Raw genomic sequence first — 20,019 nt, 5'->3', positions numbered from 1 at the left:
AGCTGCTTGTCAGGGTTCTGTTACTCGGGAGGATCTCCCGGGGCTTCCTTACGTTTACGTTGTTCCTGTTTTGCTTTCGCCACATTCTTAAATACGGGGGGCGGGATAGGAAACAAAGACAGTAGGGGAAAAATCGCCATTACCAGGTAGGCTGCTTTGGGCATACCTTTGGCCCATTTCACTATCCTGACCAGGCACCACAGGCTGGTCACTATCAGGGCGAGAATAAGGCCAGCCTTTAACAATACGGGTACAAGAGCTATGTCGGTGTGATCCATCATCGTCATTTCCTTTTGCTGAATAAAAGTACTTAATAGGAACGATGCGAGCAAAATTCAAGCGATCCGTATAATGCTGAGATTATTCAGAAAAGCAGCTCTTTAGATGGTTTTTATTAAATTCTAATCCAATTTTCTTATTTTTATGTTGCTTTGTTGTATATTTGCGCGCATCATAGCTGCAGATTGCAAAGATAATAATGGAAGCACTCACTCCTAATGGAATAGGAAATCGCATCGTACAGTGGATGTAGATGTGTCATTACTTTGTGTTGTATTAGCCTGAATTTGGATGAACCACACGAGTTTATTACCATGCTAAAAACATCACTTTCTTTGATTGCCCTGGTGGCATCTTCCGTTTCCTACGCAAATACCTGTACCGGTCAGCTGTATGGCATTAATGCTGGCCGTGGCGATGTCGGTATTTTATTTGGCCTGAACGAACAAGATGACAGCGCATTTGCACACACGCTGGCAGAGTTTAGTGCCTCTGCGCTGGCGTATGATCAAACCAGTAAGCGCATGTATTATGTGTCAGCGCCGAGACCGTTTGAATATCAGGTTGATGTGAGCCACCTGAACCTCAGCGCGGAGCAGTTAACTCATCTGCCCATAGAGGGCAAACGCTTTAAATACCTGCGCCTGGCCTACTATGATTTTGCCACCGATACCCACACGCTGGTGGGCAGAACCTCGCAGGTGCTGAGTATGGTGTATGACCCCGAGCGCGACGCGCTGTTGGGCACCGATTTTAAAAAGCTGTATGAAATCAACAAAGCTACCGGTGAAGCAACCGAGTTAGGGGCACTGGGGTCACTGAAAGGTAAGTTCCGTGGCGATCTGGTTATCCAAAATGGTAACTGGTATCTGGTTACCAGTCGCAGTGTTTATCAGCTAGATAAAACCACCTTTAAAGCAACAAAGCTGGCAAATCATAGTCTTACCGCGGCCACTGGTGCGGCGTTGAATCAGGCGGGTGAAATCGTTGTCAGCCGTACTCTGATCAACGACTATGGTCATGTTAATCGCTCTAAACTCTATAAACTCAACCCTCAGTCGGGTAATACCTGTTTGCTGGCCACGGTACCGGTGCGGCTGAACGACTTAGCAGTGAACACCGATCAGCCCGTGGCCTGTTACACCACACCCAGTTGCGAGACCGATCCTGAACCCACTTTCACCCTTGAAGCAATCACAGATGTGGTGTCTGAAGGGGGACAACTCGAATATCAGATTACCCTGAACAACGCTTACTATCAGGATGTGACGCTGGATGTCAGTGTGCTGGACGATACCACGTCTGCGGGTGATTACACGCCGCCGCCTGCCAGTATTACGATAGCTGCGGGACAAGTAAGTGCAACACTCAATATTGCAACTGTGGATGATGACGAGCATGAAGCCAGCGAGGCTTTCACCTTGCTGGTTGAAGGTGCAACACATACCAGCGGCTCTGCGTCTGTTACCGGCACCATAGAAGATAATGACCCTGCGTGTATACCAGATAACTACACCCGCATTCATTATCAGTTTGTCAGTGAAAGCGCAGGCTACAACAATGACTGGGGTGTGCGGGTCAATGGCAGCTATGTGAAGTTGCTGGATGAATACGGTGGCTCGGGCAGTTATGATGTCATTGAAGGCGCCAGCTACGACTATGTGTTGTCGATTAACGGTAACCCTGGCCAGCTGACCACTAACTATCGTGTGTATGGCGACAAGCAGTACTGGGAAGACCAAAACGACCGCGATTACAACGACTTTGTCCTGAAAGTCTGGACATCGAGCATCCAAAAAGGGTGTGAGTAACCTCTGCTAAAGTGGCCTCCAACAGGAGGCCATTTCCTTATACGTCATCAATTAACAGCAAAAGATCGGTGGCCCCGACGTCCACACCCGCCTGACTGAGTAATGTCGATACCTGACCACGGTGATGAGTCTGGTGATTGAATAAATGCGTCAGTAAACTGGCAAAGGGTTTATGATACGTCACACCCTTGCTGTTGCGATAGGTCAACACGCTTGTCAAATCACTGTCCTGTAAATGCTGTAGTAAACCTAAGATCTGCCCATCCAGCCACTGACGATAGTCAGTTAACTGCGCCAAATCGTCAAATAAACACTGATCCAGGCTGGTGGGGTCGTCCTGTGCCACCACAGCGGCCAGCACATCGGCGCAGGCTTCACAGGCGGCATAGCGTTTTAGCCAGATAAGATCTGCCACAACCAGGTGGTTTAAAGTGCCCAGTATCGAGCCAAAAAATGCACCCCGATCCTGTTTTAGGGCAGCATCGCTCAGCTGTGCGGCGGCGGTATACACTTTTTGATTCATCCACTGATTGTAATTTGCCAGTAGTCTGAACTGGGTAAGTTGGCTCATGGGCGTGTCCTTTCGGGTGTGTTTAGTTGCGCTGATAATGGCGGTGATTGTGGCAATAATACTAATACAAGTAGCTGATAATTATTCATAAATATAAACAAAAAAGGCAAGGGGTGATGAATATATTCATAGATGTCTACAGCCCTTCGCAATTCAGTTGTTGCTGCAGTTAACTTGTGGTAATTATCTGTTTACAATTTTAACCCATGGAAAAGAGAATGAAGCATAGCCCAAGGAAGCGACAGCAGGAAATTGACCGGTTTAACCGGCTGATCCAGCGCTCCATTCGCCAGATGCGCAATGAGCTTGGTTTAAGCCAAAAAGATCTGGCCGCGAAAATGTCGTCAGCGGTTGACCAGTCAACGGTCAGCAACTGGGAAAGTGGCAAAACGGATATGACCAGTGCCCAGCTGCTGGATATTTTTATGATTTTTGGCAAGGACCTGGTTGCCTTGTATTTTAATTTTTTAAGTGACAAGCCACCTGCCAGCCCGGAAGAACAAAACGAAGAAGAGGAGTCGTGAGATGGATTTTTATACAATTTTTAGTTTTATCGAGATCCCATTCCTGTTAACTGCCTTGGTTTATACCTGGAAATATGAATGCTCACGATATTTTCTGATTTTATTGACTGGTATCGAAATCGTTGACGCAGCTCTTTATAAGGTTAGCTATACATGGACGACGCACATGCCTTTGTACAATATGGTGATGTGTTTGTTGTTTTTAGTGCCCATTATTTATAGAAACCGCATTGCGTTTGCTCTACACCAGCTCACGGGGGCATCGTTTTTCTTTCGTGTGTATAAGAATCATCATTTCTCGGTGCAAGAGATTGGATTAATTTTTTTGAGCGCAATAGACTTTGCCTTGGCGGCGTTTAATTACCTGGAAGTTTGGCTATACAAATTTTATGTCATAGATGGCTGGATCATGGGCAATGGCGTGCGCAATTTTATATTGATCACTCTGAACTTACTGACGTGCTTTGGCTTGCTAACCTACGCAGTTAAAACCCCAGAGCGGGAACGGTTTTACAAGGTGCACGGCGATAATAGTTATGCGCCGGATTCACTTAAATAGCCAGTGATAGTTAAACAGATGTGCGCTTATGAGAGCGCATACCTGGCGACTCGAGGTCAACTATTGTAGTTTGCCATTGTGCACAAAAGTGTGTATTAATAATTTCATCATGCGGTGATTAACCGGGTGAGATATGCAAACAAAAGCGAGGAAGCATTGGTATGAAAACAATCAGTAAAACAGAATTATTACAAGTACATGGAGGCAGTCCGACAAAGCCCGGTGAGCGAGATCTACCACTCAGAACGCAACCGATTGAAAAGCCGACAAAATCTTAAATTTTATGGTTGGAGAGTAGCGCTTCGCTTAAGGCTTCATTGGGCAAAAGTAGCGTTAATTATTTGAATAGGGTGGAAGGAAGCATAGGAATGAAAAACATCAGCAAATCAGATTTGTTAAAAGTTCAGGGTGGGGTTAACAAGCCAGATGATCGAGGGTTGCCAGTCAGAATACAGCCAATTGAGAAGCCCCCCAAGTCTTAAACCCGGTAAAGCCCACGTTGAGCTCGCACTCGTCGTACACTTTGGGCGGCGCTCAGGTGTCAGGCTCATTTAATTGCCATCTTCGGGGCTATTCGGTTACCGGCTAATGCACGAGTATCAGACTGGCGGTAAAAGTGTTTTACTGCCAGTCGTTCATTCACGCTCAGGTTAAGCAGTCAGCGTTCCAATTCCATTCAGTCATCATCCTGTAAAAAAACTGCGCTAGCGCAAGCAATTTTTTTTCTACTCAGCTAAAATACTCGGTTATACGTTATTCTCAGCCGTGCTGTCTGATGGGGTGCTTGTATTGGTGCCTTTTACTCAGGTTTGTGCGGTGTTCTTTGCTCAATGACACGGGGTTTGTATGTCTGACAAGTGCTATATCACGGCGCAACAATTACTTGAAGATTCATTTCGACTGGCGGCTCAGGTTTATGAAGACGGCTTTCGTCCTGACTTTATTATCGGCATCTGGCGTGGTGGTGCGCCTATCGGGATTGCGGTTCAGGAATACTATGATTACAAGGGCATAGAAACAGACCACATTGCGGTGCGTACGTCGTCTTACTATGGTATTGGCAAGCAGTCGAAAGAGATCAAAGTACACGGTTTGCATTACATTGTTGAGAACGCCAATGCGGGCGACTCTTTGCTGATTGTGGACGACGTGTTTGATTCGGGCCGCAGTATTTATGCGCTGCGTGAAAAACTCGAAGAGCTGATGCGCCTGAACCTGCCAAAAGACATTCGTGTTGCCTGTCCTTACTACAAACCAACCAATAAAAAAGTGCCGATGACGCCGGATTACTTTATCCATGAGTCGGACGAGTGGCTGGTCTTCCCCCATGAGTTATCTGGATTAACGCCGGATGAGCTGATAGCGGGCAAATCTGACCTGGCTAATATCAAAGAGCTGTTTACTAAGTAAACAGACGCCAGTTGCATTGTGACAGCCGCACCGGCAAACGCCCGTGCGGCTTTTTTGTGGGTGTAAATCTGTTACACTCGCGCTATTGTGCTTTTTGATATGATGTTTGCTCTCTATGACTAACGCTACGCCCGATTATCAGGCTATTTTGCAACAGGTTGCACAGCAGATGCAGCCCCTGTCTCACCGGGGAAAAGTGGCCGATTACATCCCCGCGCTTGCCGAGCAGTCACTGGGTCAGTTTGCCATTGCATTACATACCGCCGACGGGCAAACCTTTAGTGCCGGTCACTGTGACAGCCGCTTTACCATTCAGTCTGTGTCTAAGGTGATGACCCTGACGCTGGCATTGCAGCGTTATGGCGATGAGCTGTGGCAGCGGGTGGGCAAAGAGCCGTCGGGCACCGCATTTAACTCCCTGACTCAGCTGGAGTTTGAAAATGGTATTCCCCGCAATCCCTTTATCAATGCCGGTGCCATTGTAACCTGCGATGCCTTATTCAGCCGCCTGAGTGCGCCTATCCACACTATGCTGGAGAGCTACCGCAGCCATACCGCTAATCCTAAGGTGGGCATTAACAAGGTGGTGGCACAGTCTGAGTACGACCATCGCTATCGTAATGCCGCCATGGCCTATCTGATGAAATCATTCGGCAACTTTGATAATCAGGTTGAAGAAGTGCTGTGGTCGTATTTTAACTTTTGCGCCATTGAGCTGAATGTGTGTGAACTGGCGCAGGCGTTTTCTTATCTTTCAACCGGCGGCATCTGTCAACAAAGCGGTCAGCGGGTACTGAGTGCTCGGCAGACCCAGCAGCTTAATTCTTTGTTGTTCACCAGTGGCTTGTACGACGCCGCCGGAGACTTTGCCTATCGGGTAGGCATGCCGGGTAAATCCGGGGTGTCGGGCACCATCATCGCGGTGGCACCAGAGCGCTTTACGGTAGCGGTGTGGTCGCCGGGGTTAGATAAAGTGGGTAATTCCGTGGCCGGTATAGCGGCGCTGGAGTTGCTGGCTGAAAAGCTGGGCACCGCGTTGTTTTAACCGAGCGCAGAGACATAAAAAATGGGAGCCTCGGCTCCCATTTTTTATTGTTTACTGATCCCAGTAGGTTTGTTCCAGTGAGTCTTCTCGCTCTGGCAACCCACGCGACAGGCGTGGCGAATGCTGAACTAAGACTTCGTAGCTGGCACGGTTAGCGTATTTGCTGATCTGCGCCAGTGAGGAATAGGTAATGGCATGCTGCTCATGCTTGGCCGAATTGGGTACATTTATCTTGTGATACACATTGGCTGATAAGTCGTGTAGTACTGCAGCCAGCGCACAATCTCCGGCACCATTGGTGTTTTTGATGGTGTCTGGTCCACCCATGTAAGGGGCGGTGTGGCTGTATGCTTTGATTGGCTGTTTACAGGCACTGCGGCGCATGGCGCGGGAGAACTCATACTGGTTGAATTCGGGAATGGCCCCTGGCAGCAGCGGATATTCGGTTTCGCGTTTTTTCTCGTCGTCCACGTAACCGGCCATAAACAGGCCCTTTGGTCCGGCGGTACAGATCACTAAGTCTACCCAGTCCAGCGCTTTGTCGGCGGCCAGTAGCGGATCGTCAAAACCTGTGATGGCTTCGCCTTCTTCCTCGTTCATGGCCAGAATATCGACGTGTTTTTCAACGAATTCTGCCCACCACGCGGGGTCTTGTTCAATCAGGAACTTAGTGCCTAACGTCAATACCACAGGCACACCGGCATCATTGGCATACTTCACTGCCTGCATGGTTGCCTGAGTCATGGTTTCTTCGCCTGAGGTACGCATCAGATAGGCGCTGATCACCAAAGCGGAGGCGTTTTCAATCAACGACTTGTCGATAGACTCTGGTTTCAGATGGTTCATCATACCGGCGCTGATCGCGAAAGTACGTTCGCCACTGTCGTCAATCAGGGTAAAGCAACGGCCGATGGGACCGGGCACAGGTTGCAGGTAATCAAGATCGACGCGGCTGGAGGTGTTACACAAAAACTTATAGGCGTAGCTGCCTATTTGAATGTTTTCGCTCATTACGCCCAACAACACCGAGCGGCTATCCGCCAGCACGGAGTAGTTGTGCATGGTATTGCCTATGGTGCCGCCAGCAAATTCATAGTCAATCATGTCATCACGTTTCAGGCGGTCATAGAGCGCGTTGGTGACATCATTGTCTATCACTTGAGACATACCGCGTTGCAGCCCAAACTCATCAAGGAAGGCCTGATCAACCTTAGCTTCGATATCTACTACGATTTGGTCAATACCACAAATGTAGTTGCGTTTAAGTCGATCAACGACATGTAACTGGTTAATTATGGGGTCTTTATCTTCAACTGGAAAATAATGTTTATGTCTTCTGCGGCCCGGAAATTTCATGTTTTACCCGTGTGTGTTGAGCTCGTCAAATAAAAAAAGCGGCGAATTATAGCTTAAATTGATATCAATGAGCCATGGCAATTTGCTAATTTTAGCAATATAACTGTCACAGTGCGCAGTTCGCGACAATACGCTAGAATATCCTCCATTTTGTACCCAGGAGCACACAGGTGGACGAACAACAGCAAGATCTTTATTGGATGCAGCAGGCACTGGAGTATGCCGACAAGGCTGAGCAGGAAAATGAGATCCCGGTTGGCGCCGTGGTGGTCAAAGACGGCGAGCTGATTGGCGCAGGCTGGAACCGCTCGATTTGTTGTCATGACCCTTCCGCGCATGCCGAGATGCTGGCGATTAGAGATGCCGGTCAGCGCGTCGAAAATTATCGGCTGGTGGATTGCACTCTGTATGTGACGTTAGAGCCGTGCCCTATGTGTGCCGGTTTGCTGGTGCACAGCCGTATTAAGCGGGTGGTGTTTGGCGCAGCGGATGCCAAAACGGGTGCTGCGGGATCCATCATGAACCTGCTGCAAGAGCCGAAACTGAATCATCAGGTTGAGGTATTAGGTGGGGTATTGGCGGAGCAGTGTGGCGAAAAGTTGTCGGCGTTTTTCCGTCGTCGCCGTAAAGAGATCAAGGCGCAGAAAAAAGCGCGTCAGGCGGGGTTAAACGACGAGGCGGCTCAGGACTGAGCCGCTCTTTCGTCTGCCGCGATTTGGATTAACGCATAAATGCGGCGGCGTAATAAAATTTTACGGTGAATGTTGCGTAACATAACACGGCGACGATTTGGGTTGGTGTTGCGCGTATTACGTTTAAATTGATGAGTACGACGTCTTCTTAGCATCGTAACCTCCATTTTTAGTGAGAGAACAACTACGCGCGACAGCTATATCGTAATAGTGTGTCAGCCTGATGACAGGCGCTGAAATTCACACCGGATACCTAACTGGACGCCTTGCAGATCAGTGAGCGGGTTGCTCTGAGTCCGTATTGGCTTGAAGGGCCCCATTTTCGTCTAACCAGATCAGGGCGTCGTAGTACCGGCGAATATTATCTACATAAGTTACTGCCACATCGCCGCGCGCATATCCATATTTAGTCTTTCGATAGTAGCGCTTTTTAGTCAGCAGTGGTAGTCGTTTTTTCACCTCTGCCCAGCTGGTTGCATCGCCGCCCTGACGCAGGGTCAGCTTACGCGCGTCATTCACATGACCCCACCCGACGTTATACGCAGCCAGGGCAAACCAGGTTCTGTCTGGTGCACTGATCTGTTTGGGAATGCGGTTAATGAGCTTACGCAGATAGCGTGCGCCGCCACGAATGTTTTGCTCGGGTTTCAGTCGATGGGTTACGCCCACCTGCTTGGCTGTGCGTTGGGTCAGCATCATGATCCCGCGTACGCCGGTGGGCGATTTAGCCCTGGGGTTCCACATCGATTCCTGATAGCTCAGCGCGGCCAGTAATCGCCAGTCGAGCTGATGTTGCTGTGCGTACTGCATAAACCAGTCCTGATATTTGGGTAGCGTGGTTTTGCTTGCCTCAACAAACGCCAGGGTATTGACGTAATTAAAGCGCTGAACATGGCCAAAGTACTTTTCTTCGAGCGCCGCCAGCTGTGCAGACTGTTGCATTCTGGCAAAGAATGGTGGCAGCAGAGCATACAAAGAGTCGTCCTGGTCGTTGCGCAGGACCCAGGCGACCGGATCGGATTGAGTGACAGAAAAGGCAATACTGACATTGGGGTGATAGCGCCGAAACAGCGCCAGTGAGTGAGAGTCGACCACAGTGTATTGTATGTTGCCGTCGATGATCCCTTGCAGCAGCTCTTCCTGATCCCGGTCATCCACACTTTGCCAGCTGAGTTCGGGATACTGCTGCTGTGCCACCTGCAACGAGATCACATGGTGGCTGTTAGCCAGCACGGTGACCGGGCCGGTTAACTGGGCAAAGTTACGTGGCCGGGTATTGCCTTGCTTAAATACCAGCTTTTGGCTGATCTCCCGATAGCTGGGACCAAACCGAAAATGCTCGGCACGCTGTGGGTGGTAAGTGAGTCCGGCTGCGGCAATGTCCAGGTCGCCACTTTGCAGCCGCTCAAACAGTTTTTTCAGGCTGAAAAAGGGCACTATCTGTAGCTCAACCCCCAGCTCATCAGCAAACTGCTCTGCCAGCTCGTATTCAAATCCCTGTTCACCGCCAATGCCCTGATAAAAGGTGGCGGGCCCAACTAAGGTGCCAATGCGGATCGCTTGTTGCGCTTTGATCTTTTGTAGTTGTGTGGCAGGCATTTTTTCGCAGCTGCTTAACAACAGCAGCATGCACAGTACCAGCACAGAGGAAAGCAAACGCATAAGTGACTTTTGACTCCGGGTTAAACTAGGGTGACAGAGGCTTCCATGCTCGCAATTAACGGCGCTTTTGTGAAGGGGCTTTTTTTCGATAATTGCTAAATTTGAGTTAAATAAGGAGGCCAAATCGACTATAATGGCGGCCCAAAATATCGTTCAATCCTTAACCCCGGATGAAAATACCTATGTTGATCCTACGTGGTGCACCTGCACTTTCTGATTTCAAAGTTCAAAAAATCCTTAAAAGCTGTAACGATGCGCAATTGCCAGTCACTGGCGTGTATGCCGAGTTCATGCATTTTGCCGATCTGACAGCGGAACTTTCTGAGTCTGAACTGGACAAGCTGAGCAAGCTTTTAAAGTACGGCCCGACCATTGCCGAACATGCGCCTGAAGGAACCCTGATCTTAGTGACGCCGCGAATTGGCACGATTTCGCCCTGGGCTTCTAAAGCCACAGACATTGCCAACAACTGTGGTCTGGATAAAGTACACCGCGTAGAGCGTGGTATTGCCTACTATGTTGAGGGCGCGCTAAGCGCAGAGCAGACAGCTGAGGTAGCTAAGCTATTGCACGACCGTATGACCGAGTCAGTGCACAGCAAACTGGAAGACGCGGGTCAGTTATTCCGCGTAGAAGAGCCGCGCCCAATGTCATCTGTAGACATTCTTGGCGGTGGCCGTGAAGCGCTTGTTACGGCAAACGTTGAACAAGGTTTCGCATTAGCAGACGACGAAATTGACTACCTGGTTGAAAACTTCACCAAGCTGGGTCGCAACCCGAACGACATCGAGCTATTTATGTTCGCACAGGCGAACTCTGAGCACTGTCGTCACAAAATTTTTAACGCCGACTGGACAATCGACGGCAAAGAGCAGCCAAAGTCGCTGTTCAAAATGATCAAAAACACCTTTGAGACGCACCCGGAAAATGTCCTGTCTGCTTATAAAGATAACGCAGCGGTTATGAAGGGGTCTAAAGCGGGTCGTTTCTTCCCAAATAAAGACGGTGAGTACAGCTACAATCAAGAGAATATTGAAATCTTGATGAAAGTAGAAACCCACAACCACCCAACGGCGATTGCGCCATTCTCAGGCGCATCAACCGGTTCTGGTGGTGAAATTCGCGACGAAGGCGCAACCGGTCGTGGTTCTAAGCCAAAAGCGGGTTTGGTTGGTTTTACCGTCTCTAACCTGCGCATTCCGGGCTTTGAGCAGCCGTGGGAAAGCAACTTCGGCAAGCCTGGCCGTATCGTTGATGCACTCGACATCATGATTGACGGTCCTCTGGGTGGCGCGGCGTTTAACAACGAATTTGGTCGTCCAAACCTGCTGGGTTACTTCCGTACATACGAAGAAAAAGTAAACAGCCACAATGGCGAAGAGGTACGTGGTTACCACAAGCCAATTATGCTGGCAGGTGGTCTGGGTAACATCCGTACTGAGCACGTGCAAAAAGGTGAAATCCCGGTTGGCGCTAAGCTAGTAGCCCTTGGTGGTCCGGCGATGAACATTGGTCTGGGTGGTGGTGCTGCCTCATCCATGGCTTCTGGTCAGTCAAACGAAGATTTAGATTTCGCTTCTGTACAGCGTGAAAACCCAGAGATGGAACGTCGTTGTCAGGAAGTGATCGACAAGTGCTGGCAGCTTGGCGACGAAAATCCCATTGCGTTTATCCACGATGTGGGCGCGGGTGGTCTTTCAAACGCATTCCCTGAGCTTGTAGACGACGGTGGCCGTGGTGGTAAATTCCAGCTGCGTAACATCCCGAACGATGAGCCGGGCATGGCACCGCACGAGATCTGGTGTAATGAATCACAAGAGCGTTACGTACTGGCTGTTGCGGCAGAAGACTTTGCGCGTTTTGAAGAAATCTGTAAGCGAGAGCGTGCACAATACGCCGTTATCGGTGAAGCAACTGAAGAGCGTCATCTGACCGTTGCGGATAGCCACTTTGATAACAACCCGGTAGACCTTCCGCTTGAAGTACTACTTGGTAAAGCACCTAAGATGCACCGTGACGTTGAGTCAAAGCAAGTTGAAGGCCAAGCCCTGAACACTGACAGCATCGACGTTGAAGAAGCAGCTAAGCGTTTACTTCGTCTGCCGACCATTGCTGAGAAAACATTCCTTATCACCATTGGTGACCGTACGGTAACAGGCCTGGTGGCACGTGACCAGATGGTTGGTCCCTGGCAGGTACCAGTTGCAAACTGTGCGGTAACCGCAGCGGCGTTTGATACTTACCACGGTGAAGCCATGTCAATGGGTGAGCGCACACCAGCGGCACTGCTAAACTATGGTGCATCGGCACGTTTAGCCGTCGCAGAAGCGTTAACGAACATTGCTGGCGCAAACATTGGTGGTCTTGATAACATCAAGCTGTCTGCAAACTGGATGGCAGCAGCGGGTCACCCGGGTGAAGACGCAGGTCTTTACGAAGCGGTTAAAGCGGTCGGTGAAGAGCTGTGTCCAGCACTTGGCCTGACTATCCCTGTGGGTAAAGACTCCATGTCAATGAAGACAACATGGCAAGACGAGGGTGAAGACAAGGCGGTCACTGCACCACTTTCTTTGATCATCACTGCATTTGGCCGTGTCGAAGACATTCGTAAAACAGTCACACCTCAGCTTCGCACTGATAAAGGTGACTCAAGCCTGATCTTAGTTGATTTGGGTGCAGGTCAAAACCGTATGGGTGCATCAAGCCTGGCACAGGTTTACAAGCAACTGGGTGACAAGACGCCAGACGTTGATAGCCCAGAGCTGTTAAAAGGCTTTTACAACGCGATGCAGGCGCTGGTTGCTGACGAGAAGCTACTGGCTTACCACGACCGTTCAGACGGTGGTTTATTCACAACGGTAGCGGAAATGGCCTTCGCAGGTCACACCGGTGTGACAGTAAACCTGGATAGCCTGACAGGCTCTGACATCGAAGCGCTTTATAACGAAGAGCTGGGTGCTGTGATCCAGGTTCGAAATTCCGACCTTGCAGCAGTTGAAGCCGTGTTAGCTGATAACGGCCTTGCGGCAATCAGCCACACTATCGGTGCACTAAACACAGAAGATAAAGTGATCTTCAACCGTGGCGGTGAAGCAGTACTTGCCAATACCCGTACTGAACTACGTACTATCTGGGCAGAAACGACGTACAAGATGCAGGCACTGCGTGATAACCCTGAGTGTGCTAAGCAAGAATTTGATGCCAAGTTTGACGAAAAAGACCCTGGTCTGAACGTAAAACTGAGCTTCGATTTAAACGAAGACGTAGCAGCACCTTACATTGCAACCGGTGCTAAACCTAAGATGGCAATCTTGCGTGAGCAAGGCGTTAACTCGCACGTTGAAATGGCAGCCGCCTTTAACCGTGCAGGCTTCGCCGCAGTCGACGTACACATGAGTGACATCCTGGAAGGTCGCCTGACACTGGAGCAGTTCAAAGGCCTTGTAGCCTGTGGTGGCTTCTCGTACGGTGACGTACTGGGCGCGGGTGAAGGTTGGGCTAAGTCAATCCTGTTCAATGATATGGCACGTGACCAGTTCCAAACCTTCTTTGAGCGCCAGGATACGTTCAGCTTAGGTGTGTGTAATGGTTGTCAGATGCTATCAACACTGAAAGAGCTGATCCCAGGCACTGAGCACTGGCCACGTTTTGTAACCAACAAGTCAGAGCGTTTTGAAGCACGCTTCAGCCTGGTTGAAGTACAAGAAAGCCCGTCAGTATTCTTCCAGGGTATGGCGGGCTCTCGTATGCCAATCGCAGTCTCACACGGTGAAGGCCATGCTGAGTTTGCCAACGACGCAGCGGTGAAAACCGCCCTTGAGTCTGGCACAGTAGCCGTTCAGTACGTGGATAACTTTGGTAAGCCAACCACGCAATACCCGAACAACCCGAATGGTTCACCAGAAGGTATTACAGGTATTACCTCAACGGATGGCCGTGCAACCGTGATGATGCCACACCCAGAGCGTGTATTCCGTGCTGTGGCTAACTCTTGGCACCCGGACGAGTGGAAAGAGGACAGCCCGTGGATGCGCATGTTCCGTAACGCACGTAAGAATGTTGGGTGAGACTGAACCGAAACGAAGTTTCGCAGTTAGTCGAACGCTTTTCAGGGACGAAAAGCCGGGCCGCCGCTTCAGGACGAATCAATATGCAGTGCCTCAACTAGCTTAAAAGGAAAGGTCACTTCGGTGACCTTTTTTTATTGCTCACAAATTCACCCTGTTCATGGTTTAGTATTATTTGCCCCTTATACTTTCTGTCCTTAAGTTTTTTATGTAAATACCGATACAATGGTTGAATTAGAGGTACTCCGGTCGCAAGAAACCGGTGTCCGATAATGGCAATCAAGGAGTGAGTATGGACATACAAATACACCCAGGCAGTGCTTTAGCACACAAGCCGGCATCGCATGCACCAGTTCACAGTAACAGCGATGAGGCGTTGAATGTGAATGCTCAACAAGAGACTCAGGATAGCAAAAAAGCTGAGGTCACCCCCCCACTGCTGTCAAAAGAGCTAGACGAAGAAGCGGGGCAGTACAAAGAAGATAACCCGGTATTCAAAGAGGATTATGAGGACCTGGAAAAAGCTATGGAAGTTATCCAGGCGTTGATCCGTAAACTACAGGCACAGCTCAGTAAGCTGATACAATCCGTGCAGCAGCGCCCTTTGCAAATACGACAAAACGAAGAAACAGAAGCGTCAACAGACTCAGTACCGGTTGAGCACATAGGATTAAAGCAGTACCGTGACAGCGCTAAAGTGGACGAAATCGCATTACTTGAACAGCAGTTGTCTGAATACAAGCAGCTGGAAGCAGATATTCGCGTCAATATGATCAAAATGATCCTCGCGGAGCGAGAGCGACTCGAAGAACTAAAGGAACAGGGCCAGTTGTAAGCGAATTTACTGACCAGCAGGTAACAAACCTGTAAGGGACTTTTGCAAACTTTACATCTTCTTACTGTGGCAGACATTACATCGCCACCAAGATCCCTTACACTTATGCAAGTTTTCAATAAGTACCTGATAGCGATGCGGCGTTTTTTTCTTATTCTGTTATTTGCCCTGTTTACGATAGGGATCACTGTTTATTATTTTCGCGTGCCACTGACACTCACCATTGGCAAGCAAATACTGACTGAAGAACAGGGCTTGCTGGAGTGCTTAGACTGGTCTGTCGATAGCTGGGACAGACTGGCAATCGAGCGGCTGTGCTGGCGCAGTGATGGCATAACGGTGGAGCTGAGTAATGCCACTTTTGACGGCGACCATTTGCAGGTGGGCAGTATGAGTGTGGTCCATCGTGCGGTTGAGACTGCAAGCGACACTGAGGTGGCGCACACGCCTGCGCCTTTACAGCTTGATTTGCCAGAGGGCATGCCGACACTCCAGATTGAGGCACTCACCGTATCGAGTTTCTTGTTACCAGCGCCGCTGAACCTGAGCGTAACCCAGCGCGATGACTTTGCGTTTACTATCAGCGGGGATGTAGAAGCCGATATCGACTTGTATGATACTGAACTGCTCAGTGCGTTGAAACTATCTAGCCCCGCTGTACAGAATGTGTTGCGTCAGGCCAACTTGCCTGTGGAAGTGTCGGCTTTGACAGGGGTTGTTGAAACCCGTTTTGATGGCCTGACGGTCAACGCAGATATTCAGTTACAGAGCACATTGAGCTATGCCTTGCCTCAGTGCCAGCCTGAGATTCAGGTCAATGGTGTGATCTCCGGACGGTGGGATCTGAGCAGTCAAAGTGGCAAGGTGGATCTGAGCCAGTTGCCTGCCGATGTGAGCGTGCCTGAGTGTGAGTCGTTGCTTGCAAAGCTCCCACAGTCCTGGCAAAACAGCCTTTGGTCGGCACAGTGGCGAGCCCAAGTCACTGAGCCGGTGACGCTGAATGCGGATAAGGTACGTTTGCCTGAATTGCGTGTGTCTGATGGCAATGGCGTAACGTCAGTCACACTCAGTGATCTGACATATCAGGTTACCGGGCAGCAGGTACGCAGTAAACTGATGCTCTCACATCAAAGCGACGCGCTTAATCTGCTGAAGGCACAAGTCGATATGTTGCTTGCCGGTACACAGTTGGATAGCAAAGGCACAGTCACCCTTGAGGTGGCGCAGGCGCCGGCTGAGCTGCCTGTTAACTGGCAGGACTTAACTTTACGCAGCGAGTTTGCGTTGCTGGGCACAGTCACAGAGCAGTTAAATTTAACCTTTGCAGTACAACCCCAGGCACAGACTGTGACGGCAGAAAACCTGAGCCTGGAGGCGCTTTCGACCAGGTTGTCTGGTCAAGCCACATTCGATGTGGCTAAGCAAGATGTTTCAGCGACAAAAGCCCCGTTTGCATTGCTGCAATGGCAGCTCAATTCTGATGTAGAGCGCTATCTGATCAGTGGCGTACAGGGGCGCAATCTGAGCATCACAGGACATGGTGATATCAATGCCATGCTGGCAGCCACGGTCCATAGCGATATTCGGGTTGGCTCATTCAAACGCCAGGAAGTAAGAGGCAAAGACTTGCATCAGCAGCTTGAGTTCCGTGGTCAATTACACAGCGAGGGCCCGGTTGGCAAGCTAACGGGCAACTCGGTGATTGAGTTGCTGGCGCACCCTCAATTGGTGCTCAGAGATGTCGAGATGCGAACGAGCGGCAGTATTGCAGGAAGTGAACAACTGGCACTGAATCATACACTGACCCTGGATAACCTGGAGTTACAACTGGCGCATCGTCTGGAAGCTGGGTTAATGCCATTTACTCTGACACTGGCCGATCATGGTCTGGGGGCGCTGCAGTCATTAGCCAGCCAATTTGTGCCTAAACTTAAAATTGAGCAGGGTTTGATCAATGCTCAGGTTACGGGTGAGCTGACGCGGCAGGCTTTTGATTTTGAAATGAATGTGGATGACGCCGCGTTTTTATATGAGCACCATTATGTGTCGGAGCTGGACTTGCCAATGAAGGGAAAGTGGCATGCGGGTGAGCTGATGATTGAACCTGCGCCACTGAGTATCACCGAAGTGCGCTCGGGGGCTGTGCTGACAGACGTACAAGGTCAGATAACTTCAGACAGCAATATGCCGGTGTTACGTCAGTTCAGGGCCAATGTATTTGGCGGCCAGTTAGCGGCTGAGCAAATCTTACTGAGTAAGCAAGATCAGGAGATTTTAGTGACGGCCAGCGACCTGGACCTGATGCTGATCTCAGAAGCGGGCCGAGAGTCTGGCGTTGAGCTACATGGCCAGGTTTCCGGCAGACTGCCGGTGTTTATACGCAACGGGCAGGCCGAGATCCGTGATGGCTATCTCAGCAATGTGGTGGATAGTATGCTCAAGGTAGAGGATAATGCATCATTCAATGCCCTAAAGGCTCAGCGTCCGGAATTACAAACGGTGTTTGGTGTACTGGACGAGTTGAGTATTGAAACATTAAGTGCTGACGTGAACATGGCACAAGACGGGCAGCTGGAATTGGCTGTGAAAATAGCCGGTGAAAACAAGCAGCAAAAACAGCCCGTGAATTTTAATTATACGCACAGTGAAAATATTTATACCCTGTTCAGGGCATTGCGCCTGAGCGATGAAATTACTCAGGAAGTGGAAAAAGCTTTAAACTAATAGGAGCAACTCAGCATGAAATGGATGCTAACTTTGGTGTTCGCTGTTTTGGTATCGGCCTGTACACATAAAGTACAGGTAGAAACCAAAGAGCCAATCACCATCAACTTAAACGTCAAAGTTGACCATGAGATCCGTGTTAAGGTCGACAAAGAGCTGGACGATCTGTTCAGCGATGACAGTGAACTATTCTAAGGAGCCAGATCATGAACGCATCTAAGTTACTCACCACGATTGCCGCAGCTTGCATGAGCTTTTCGGTATTGGCCATTTCTCTGGATGATGCAAAATCCCAGGGCTTAGTTGGCGAAACCGCAACCGGCTATCTGGGTGTGATTAAGGGCAACAGCGAAGTGAACAAGCTGGTAGAGGAAGTAAACAGCAAGCGCAAAGCAAAGTATCAGCAGTTGGCCAAGAAAAACGGCATCAGCCTGAGCCAGGTTGAAGTGATGGCTGCCAAGAAAACCTTTGCCAAAACGGCACCCGGTCACTTTGTGAAAGTAGACGGTAAGTGGGTTAGAAAGTAACAGTGTGGGCGGTATAGTCCGCCCTGACTTTTATTTCTCTTGCAGACACTGGTGCAGTAACTGTTGCCAAAACGCGGCTCCTTTTCTGCGTGCCAGTCGGATATTGTTATCCGGAATTGACTCGGGATCATCATAGCTTTCCAGTGCTTCAGCCATGCTGGCTTCACGGATCACGTGCAAAGCCGGGTAGGGCGCACGATTTGTGTAGTTGGCTGGGTCGTCCTCTTCTGCATCTGCAAACACATAATCCGGGTGGAAATTGGCAAGCTGGAAAATCCCCTCATAACCCTGTGCAACCAGCAGCGCATTTGCCAGGTCAACCAAATCTAAAAATGCGTCAAAATCAGCAAAGCCCTGAGTGAAAATAAGCAGGCTGGTTTCCCGTTCAGGTGTCTGCGTCAGCGCCTGGCACTCATCGAGCATGTCCATCACGGCATCTTCGGGGGATTGCGACTCACAGACTCGATAGTGAATCGCATTTTGCTCAACTTCCTTGCGGGCAAACGGACAAAAGTTATATTTGACGATCACTGAGCTGACCCAGTTTTGCATCGCTTTGACGGCAATATGGTGCATTTATTTTTCCAAAAGAGAGTTGATCATGGTAACACTGCGCGCAATGGCGCCCTGGTTGCGGGCCAGGCAAGCCTGTGCCTGTGCACCCAATTCTGTTGCACGTTGCGTTGAGCTTAAATACGCCAGTAAAGTATCGGCTAACTGGTGTGAGTCAGCCACTTCAATGGCACCTTGCAGTGCAAACAGTTCCGGATAGATGTGGGCAAAGTTATAAGTGTGAGGCCCGGTTAGCACACCGACCGAGCAGGCCGCAGCTTCAAGTGGGTTATGACCACCACGCTCAATCAGGCTGCCGCCAATGTAGGCGATTTTCCCACACCCGTATAATAGCTTTAGCTCGCCCAAAGTGTCTGCCAGCAAAACCTGGGATGGTATTGTGTATGATTGGCTGCGGCGGCTATAGCTGAACCCCTGAGCTTCAATTAATGCCGCGACTTTGTCGAACTGCTCCGGGTGCCTGGGCGCAATAATTAACAGCGCATCGGGCAGTTGAGTTAACAGTTGCTGATGCGCTGCCAGTACCTGCTCGTGTTCTGCGGGATGGGTGGAACCGGCGACCCAAACGGGACGTGCGCCAAGTTGTGCCTTAATTTCGTCAATTTTATCCTGCTGGCTATCATCCAGTGCGATATCAAACTTGATTGAGCCCGTCACCGTGACTTTGTCCTGAGCCAGTCCCAGCTTTACAAAGCGCGCTGCATCATCCTGGTTGTGGCTGGCCAGTCTGCTAATCTGACGCATTAAAAATCGACTCAAAGGGGCAACTTTTTGATATCCAGCGAAGGATTTCTCAGACAAACGGGCATTGATGAGGGCAACCGGACAGTGTGCCTGGTTGGCATAATAAAACAGATTTGGCCACAACTCAGTTTCCAGTACCAATAATGCCTTTGGCCGCAAGTGTCGAATAAAGCGTCGCGTCGCGAAGGCAAAATCGATTGGCAAATAGCAAATGGTGATATCTCGCGCACTGTTGCCAAATAGCTGATTGAGCTGTTCGCGGCCCGTTGGGGTATTACAGGTCAGTACAAATGCATCATTCGGATGTTCTTGCAGAAGCGCCTTGATAAGCGGCGTGGCGGCCAGCACTTCTCCTACCGAGGCGCAGTGGATAACGATTGCTTGCTCTGCACACTCTTTTGCCACTGAGCCGAAGCGCTCCGAGAAATGCGCTTTATAGTGCGGATTCTTTTTTCCCCTGATAACGTAGAGATACAATACAATGAGAGGGCACAATGCCAGCAGTAGCAGAGAATATAAATGTCGGATCATGGCAGCCATCAGTATAAAAACGCTTATTTTAACTTGTCGGCCTGAAAAAGCGATAACACACGTACAAATTATCACAGTTGCCTTGGTGCTCAGCGGGTGGGAATTTGCT

At 49.7% G+C, this 20,019-nt stretch carries 18 protein-coding genes; 11 read left to right on the top strand and 7 right to left on the bottom strand.

Annotated elements, in window-relative coordinates:
• Nucleotides 1–20 precede the first annotated feature (20 nt).
• Entirely contained in the window at nt 21–281 is a 261-nt protein-coding gene (locus TW77_RS00675) for a hypothetical protein (protein WP_205623835.1), read from the bottom strand.
• A gap of 312 nt (nt 282–593) precedes the next feature.
• Here TW77_RS00675 and TW77_RS00670 point away from each other — a divergent pair, with 312 nt between their 5' ends.
• On the top strand, nt 594–2,090 hold the full coding sequence (locus TW77_RS00670) for a Calx-beta domain-containing protein (RefSeq protein ID WP_046003033.1): 1,497 nt from the start codon (nt 594–596) through the stop codon (nt 2,088–2,090).
• 37 nt (nt 2,091–2,127) lie between these two features.
• On the opposite strand, the gene TW77_RS00665 is transcribed toward TW77_RS00670, so the two are convergent.
• Nucleotides 2,128–2,661: a DinB family protein gene (locus TW77_RS00665; RefSeq protein ID WP_046003032.1), complete on the bottom strand. Its 534-nt coding sequence runs from the start codon at nt 2,659–2,661 to the stop codon at nt 2,128–2,130.
• A gap of 218 nt (nt 2,662–2,879) precedes the next feature.
• On the opposite strand from TW77_RS00665, the gene TW77_RS00660 reads away from it, so the two are divergent.
• The 4 genes from TW77_RS00660 (at nt 2,880) to glsB (ending at nt 6,199) form a co-directional block, all read left to right on the top strand.
• On the top strand, nt 2,880–3,185 hold the full coding sequence (locus TW77_RS00660) for a helix-turn-helix transcriptional regulator (protein WP_046003031.1): 306 nt from the start codon (nt 2,880–2,882) through the stop codon (nt 3,183–3,185).
• Nucleotide 3,186: 1 nt separating this feature from the next.
• The gene (locus TW77_RS00655; protein WP_046003030.1) at nt 3,187–3,744 is read left to right on the top strand and encodes a hypothetical protein; all 558 of its coding nucleotides are present in this window, start codon (nt 3,187–3,189) and stop codon (nt 3,742–3,744) included.
• 846 nt (nt 3,745–4,590) lie between these two features.
• Entirely contained in the window at nt 4,591–5,154 is a 564-nt protein-coding gene (locus tag TW77_RS00650) for a phosphoribosyltransferase (protein ID WP_046003029.1), read from the top strand.
• Between the two features lie 115 nt (nt 5,155–5,269).
• Entirely contained in the window at nt 5,270–6,199 is a 930-nt protein-coding gene (glsB, locus tag TW77_RS00645) for a glutaminase B (protein WP_046003028.1), read from the top strand.
• 51 nt (nt 6,200–6,250) lie between these two features.
• On the opposite strand, the gene TW77_RS00640 is transcribed toward glsB, so the two are convergent.
• Nucleotides 6,251–7,555: an inosine/guanosine kinase gene (locus tag TW77_RS00640; protein ID WP_046003027.1), complete on the bottom strand. Its 1,305-nt coding sequence runs from the start codon at nt 7,553–7,555 to the stop codon at nt 6,251–6,253.
• A 170-nt stretch (nt 7,556–7,725) separates the two neighbouring features.
• On the opposite strand from TW77_RS00640, the gene tadA reads away from it, so the two are divergent.
• Nucleotides 7,726–8,247 (top strand): tRNA adenosine(34) deaminase TadA, encoded by a 522-nt coding sequence (tadA, locus tag TW77_RS00635; protein WP_082078775.1) that lies wholly within the window; start codon nt 7,726–7,728, stop codon nt 8,245–8,247.
• On the opposite strand, the gene TW77_RS25570 is transcribed toward tadA, so the two are convergent.
• The gene (locus tag TW77_RS25570) at nt 8,238–8,402 is read right to left on the bottom strand and encodes a hypothetical protein (RefSeq protein ID WP_164488156.1); all 165 of its coding nucleotides are present in this window, start codon (nt 8,400–8,402) and stop codon (nt 8,238–8,240) included. The genes tadA and TW77_RS25570 overlap by 10 nt on opposite strands.
• A 118-nt stretch (nt 8,403–8,520) precedes the next feature.
• The gene (gene mltF, locus TW77_RS00630) at nt 8,521–9,909 is read right to left on the bottom strand and encodes a membrane-bound lytic murein transglycosylase MltF (protein ID WP_046003026.1); all 1,389 of its coding nucleotides are present in this window, start codon (nt 9,907–9,909) and stop codon (nt 8,521–8,523) included.
• A gap of 182 nt (nt 9,910–10,091) precedes the next feature.
• Between mltF and purL the strand changes: the two genes are divergently transcribed.
• From purL to TW77_RS00605, 5 genes are all read left to right on the top strand, one after another.
• Nucleotides 10,092–13,976 (top strand): phosphoribosylformylglycinamidine synthase, encoded by a 3,885-nt coding sequence (gene purL / locus TW77_RS00625; protein WP_046003025.1) that lies wholly within the window; start codon nt 10,092–10,094, stop codon nt 13,974–13,976.
• A gap of 292 nt (nt 13,977–14,268) precedes the next feature.
• Nucleotides 14,269–14,811, top strand: a complete 543-nt coding sequence (locus TW77_RS00620; protein ID WP_046003024.1) for a hypothetical protein — start codon at nt 14,269–14,271, stop codon at nt 14,809–14,811.
• A gap of 105 nt (nt 14,812–14,916) precedes the next feature.
• Nucleotides 14,917–17,535, top strand: coding sequence for an intermembrane phospholipid transport protein YdbH family protein (locus TW77_RS00615; RefSeq protein ID WP_046003023.1), 2,619 nt, complete (start codon nt 14,917–14,919; stop codon nt 17,533–17,535).
• A 15-nt stretch (nt 17,536–17,550) separates the two neighbouring features.
• Entirely contained in the window at nt 17,551–17,730 is a 180-nt protein-coding gene (locus tag TW77_RS00610; protein ID WP_046003022.1) for a YnbE family lipoprotein, read from the top strand.
• Nucleotides 17,731–17,741: 11 nt separating this feature from the next.
• Nucleotides 17,742–18,062, top strand: coding sequence for a YdbL family protein (locus tag TW77_RS00605; RefSeq protein WP_046003021.1), 321 nt, complete (start codon nt 17,742–17,744; stop codon nt 18,060–18,062).
• Nucleotides 18,063–18,092: 30 nt separating this feature from the next.
• Here the strand turns inward: TW77_RS00605 and TW77_RS00600 are convergent, their stop codons facing one another.
• Nucleotides 18,093–18,638, bottom strand: a complete 546-nt coding sequence (locus tag TW77_RS00600) for a DUF1415 domain-containing protein (RefSeq protein WP_046003020.1) — start codon at nt 18,636–18,638, stop codon at nt 18,093–18,095.
• Nucleotides 18,639–19,910, bottom strand: coding sequence for a lipid IV(A) 3-deoxy-D-manno-octulosonic acid transferase (waaA, locus tag TW77_RS00595; protein ID WP_046003089.1), 1,272 nt, complete (start codon nt 19,908–19,910; stop codon nt 18,639–18,641).
• Between the last annotated feature and the right edge of the window lie 109 nt (nt 19,911–20,019).

The sequence above is a fragment of the Pseudoalteromonas rubra genome, from assembly GCF_000967655.1.
GTDB lineage: Bacteria > Pseudomonadota > Gammaproteobacteria > Enterobacterales > Alteromonadaceae > Pseudoalteromonas > Pseudoalteromonas rubra_A.
This window is presented reverse-complemented; position numbering and strand designations above follow the sequence as displayed.

Excerpts from the sequence above, each read along its gene's own strand:
- mltF (WP_046003026.1), bottom strand. The coding sequence starts at position 9,909 with ATGCGTTTGCTTTCCTCTGTGCTGGTACTGTGCATGCTGCTGTTGTTA.
- TW77_RS00665 (WP_046003032.1), bottom strand. The coding sequence starts at position 2,661 with ATGAGCCAACTTACCCAGTTCAGACTACTGGCAAATTACAATCAGTGG.
- TW77_RS00620 (WP_046003024.1), top strand. The coding sequence starts at position 14,269 with ATGGACATACAAATACACCCAGGCAGTGCTTTAGCACACAAGCCGGCA.
- TW77_RS00600 (WP_046003020.1), bottom strand. The coding sequence starts at position 18,638 with ATGCACCATATTGCCGTCAAAGCGATGCAAAACTGGGTCAGCTCAGTG.
- TW77_RS00650 (WP_046003029.1), top strand. The coding sequence starts at position 4,591 with ATGTCTGACAAGTGCTATATCACGGCGCAACAATTACTTGAAGATTCA.
- TW77_RS00675 (WP_205623835.1), bottom strand. The coding sequence starts at position 281 with ATGATGGATCACACCGACATAGCTCTTGTACCCGTATTGTTAAAGGCT.
- TW77_RS00670 (WP_046003033.1), top strand. The coding sequence starts at position 594 with ATGCTAAAAACATCACTTTCTTTGATTGCCCTGGTGGCATCTTCCGTT.
- TW77_RS00655 (WP_046003030.1), top strand. The coding sequence starts at position 3,187 with ATGGATTTTTATACAATTTTTAGTTTTATCGAGATCCCATTCCTGTTA.
- TW77_RS00660 (WP_046003031.1), top strand. The coding sequence starts at position 2,880 with ATGAAGCATAGCCCAAGGAAGCGACAGCAGGAAATTGACCGGTTTAAC.
- TW77_RS25570 (WP_164488156.1), bottom strand. The coding sequence starts at position 8,402 with ATGCTAAGAAGACGTCGTACTCATCAATTTAAACGTAATACGCGCAAC.
- TW77_RS00605 (WP_046003021.1), top strand. The coding sequence starts at position 17,742 with ATGAACGCATCTAAGTTACTCACCACGATTGCCGCAGCTTGCATGAGC.
- TW77_RS00610 (WP_046003022.1), top strand. The coding sequence starts at position 17,551 with ATGAAATGGATGCTAACTTTGGTGTTCGCTGTTTTGGTATCGGCCTGT.
- glsB (WP_046003028.1), top strand. The coding sequence starts at position 5,270 with ATGACTAACGCTACGCCCGATTATCAGGCTATTTTGCAACAGGTTGCA.
- TW77_RS00615 (WP_046003023.1), top strand. The coding sequence starts at position 14,917 with ATGCAAGTTTTCAATAAGTACCTGATAGCGATGCGGCGTTTTTTTCTT.
- TW77_RS00640 (WP_046003027.1), bottom strand. The coding sequence starts at position 7,555 with ATGAAATTTCCGGGCCGCAGAAGACATAAACATTATTTTCCAGTTGAA.
- purL (WP_046003025.1), top strand. The coding sequence starts at position 10,092 with ATGTTGATCCTACGTGGTGCACCTGCACTTTCTGATTTCAAAGTTCAA.
- waaA (WP_046003089.1), bottom strand. The coding sequence starts at position 19,910 with ATGATCCGACATTTATATTCTCTGCTACTGCTGGCATTGTGCCCTCTC.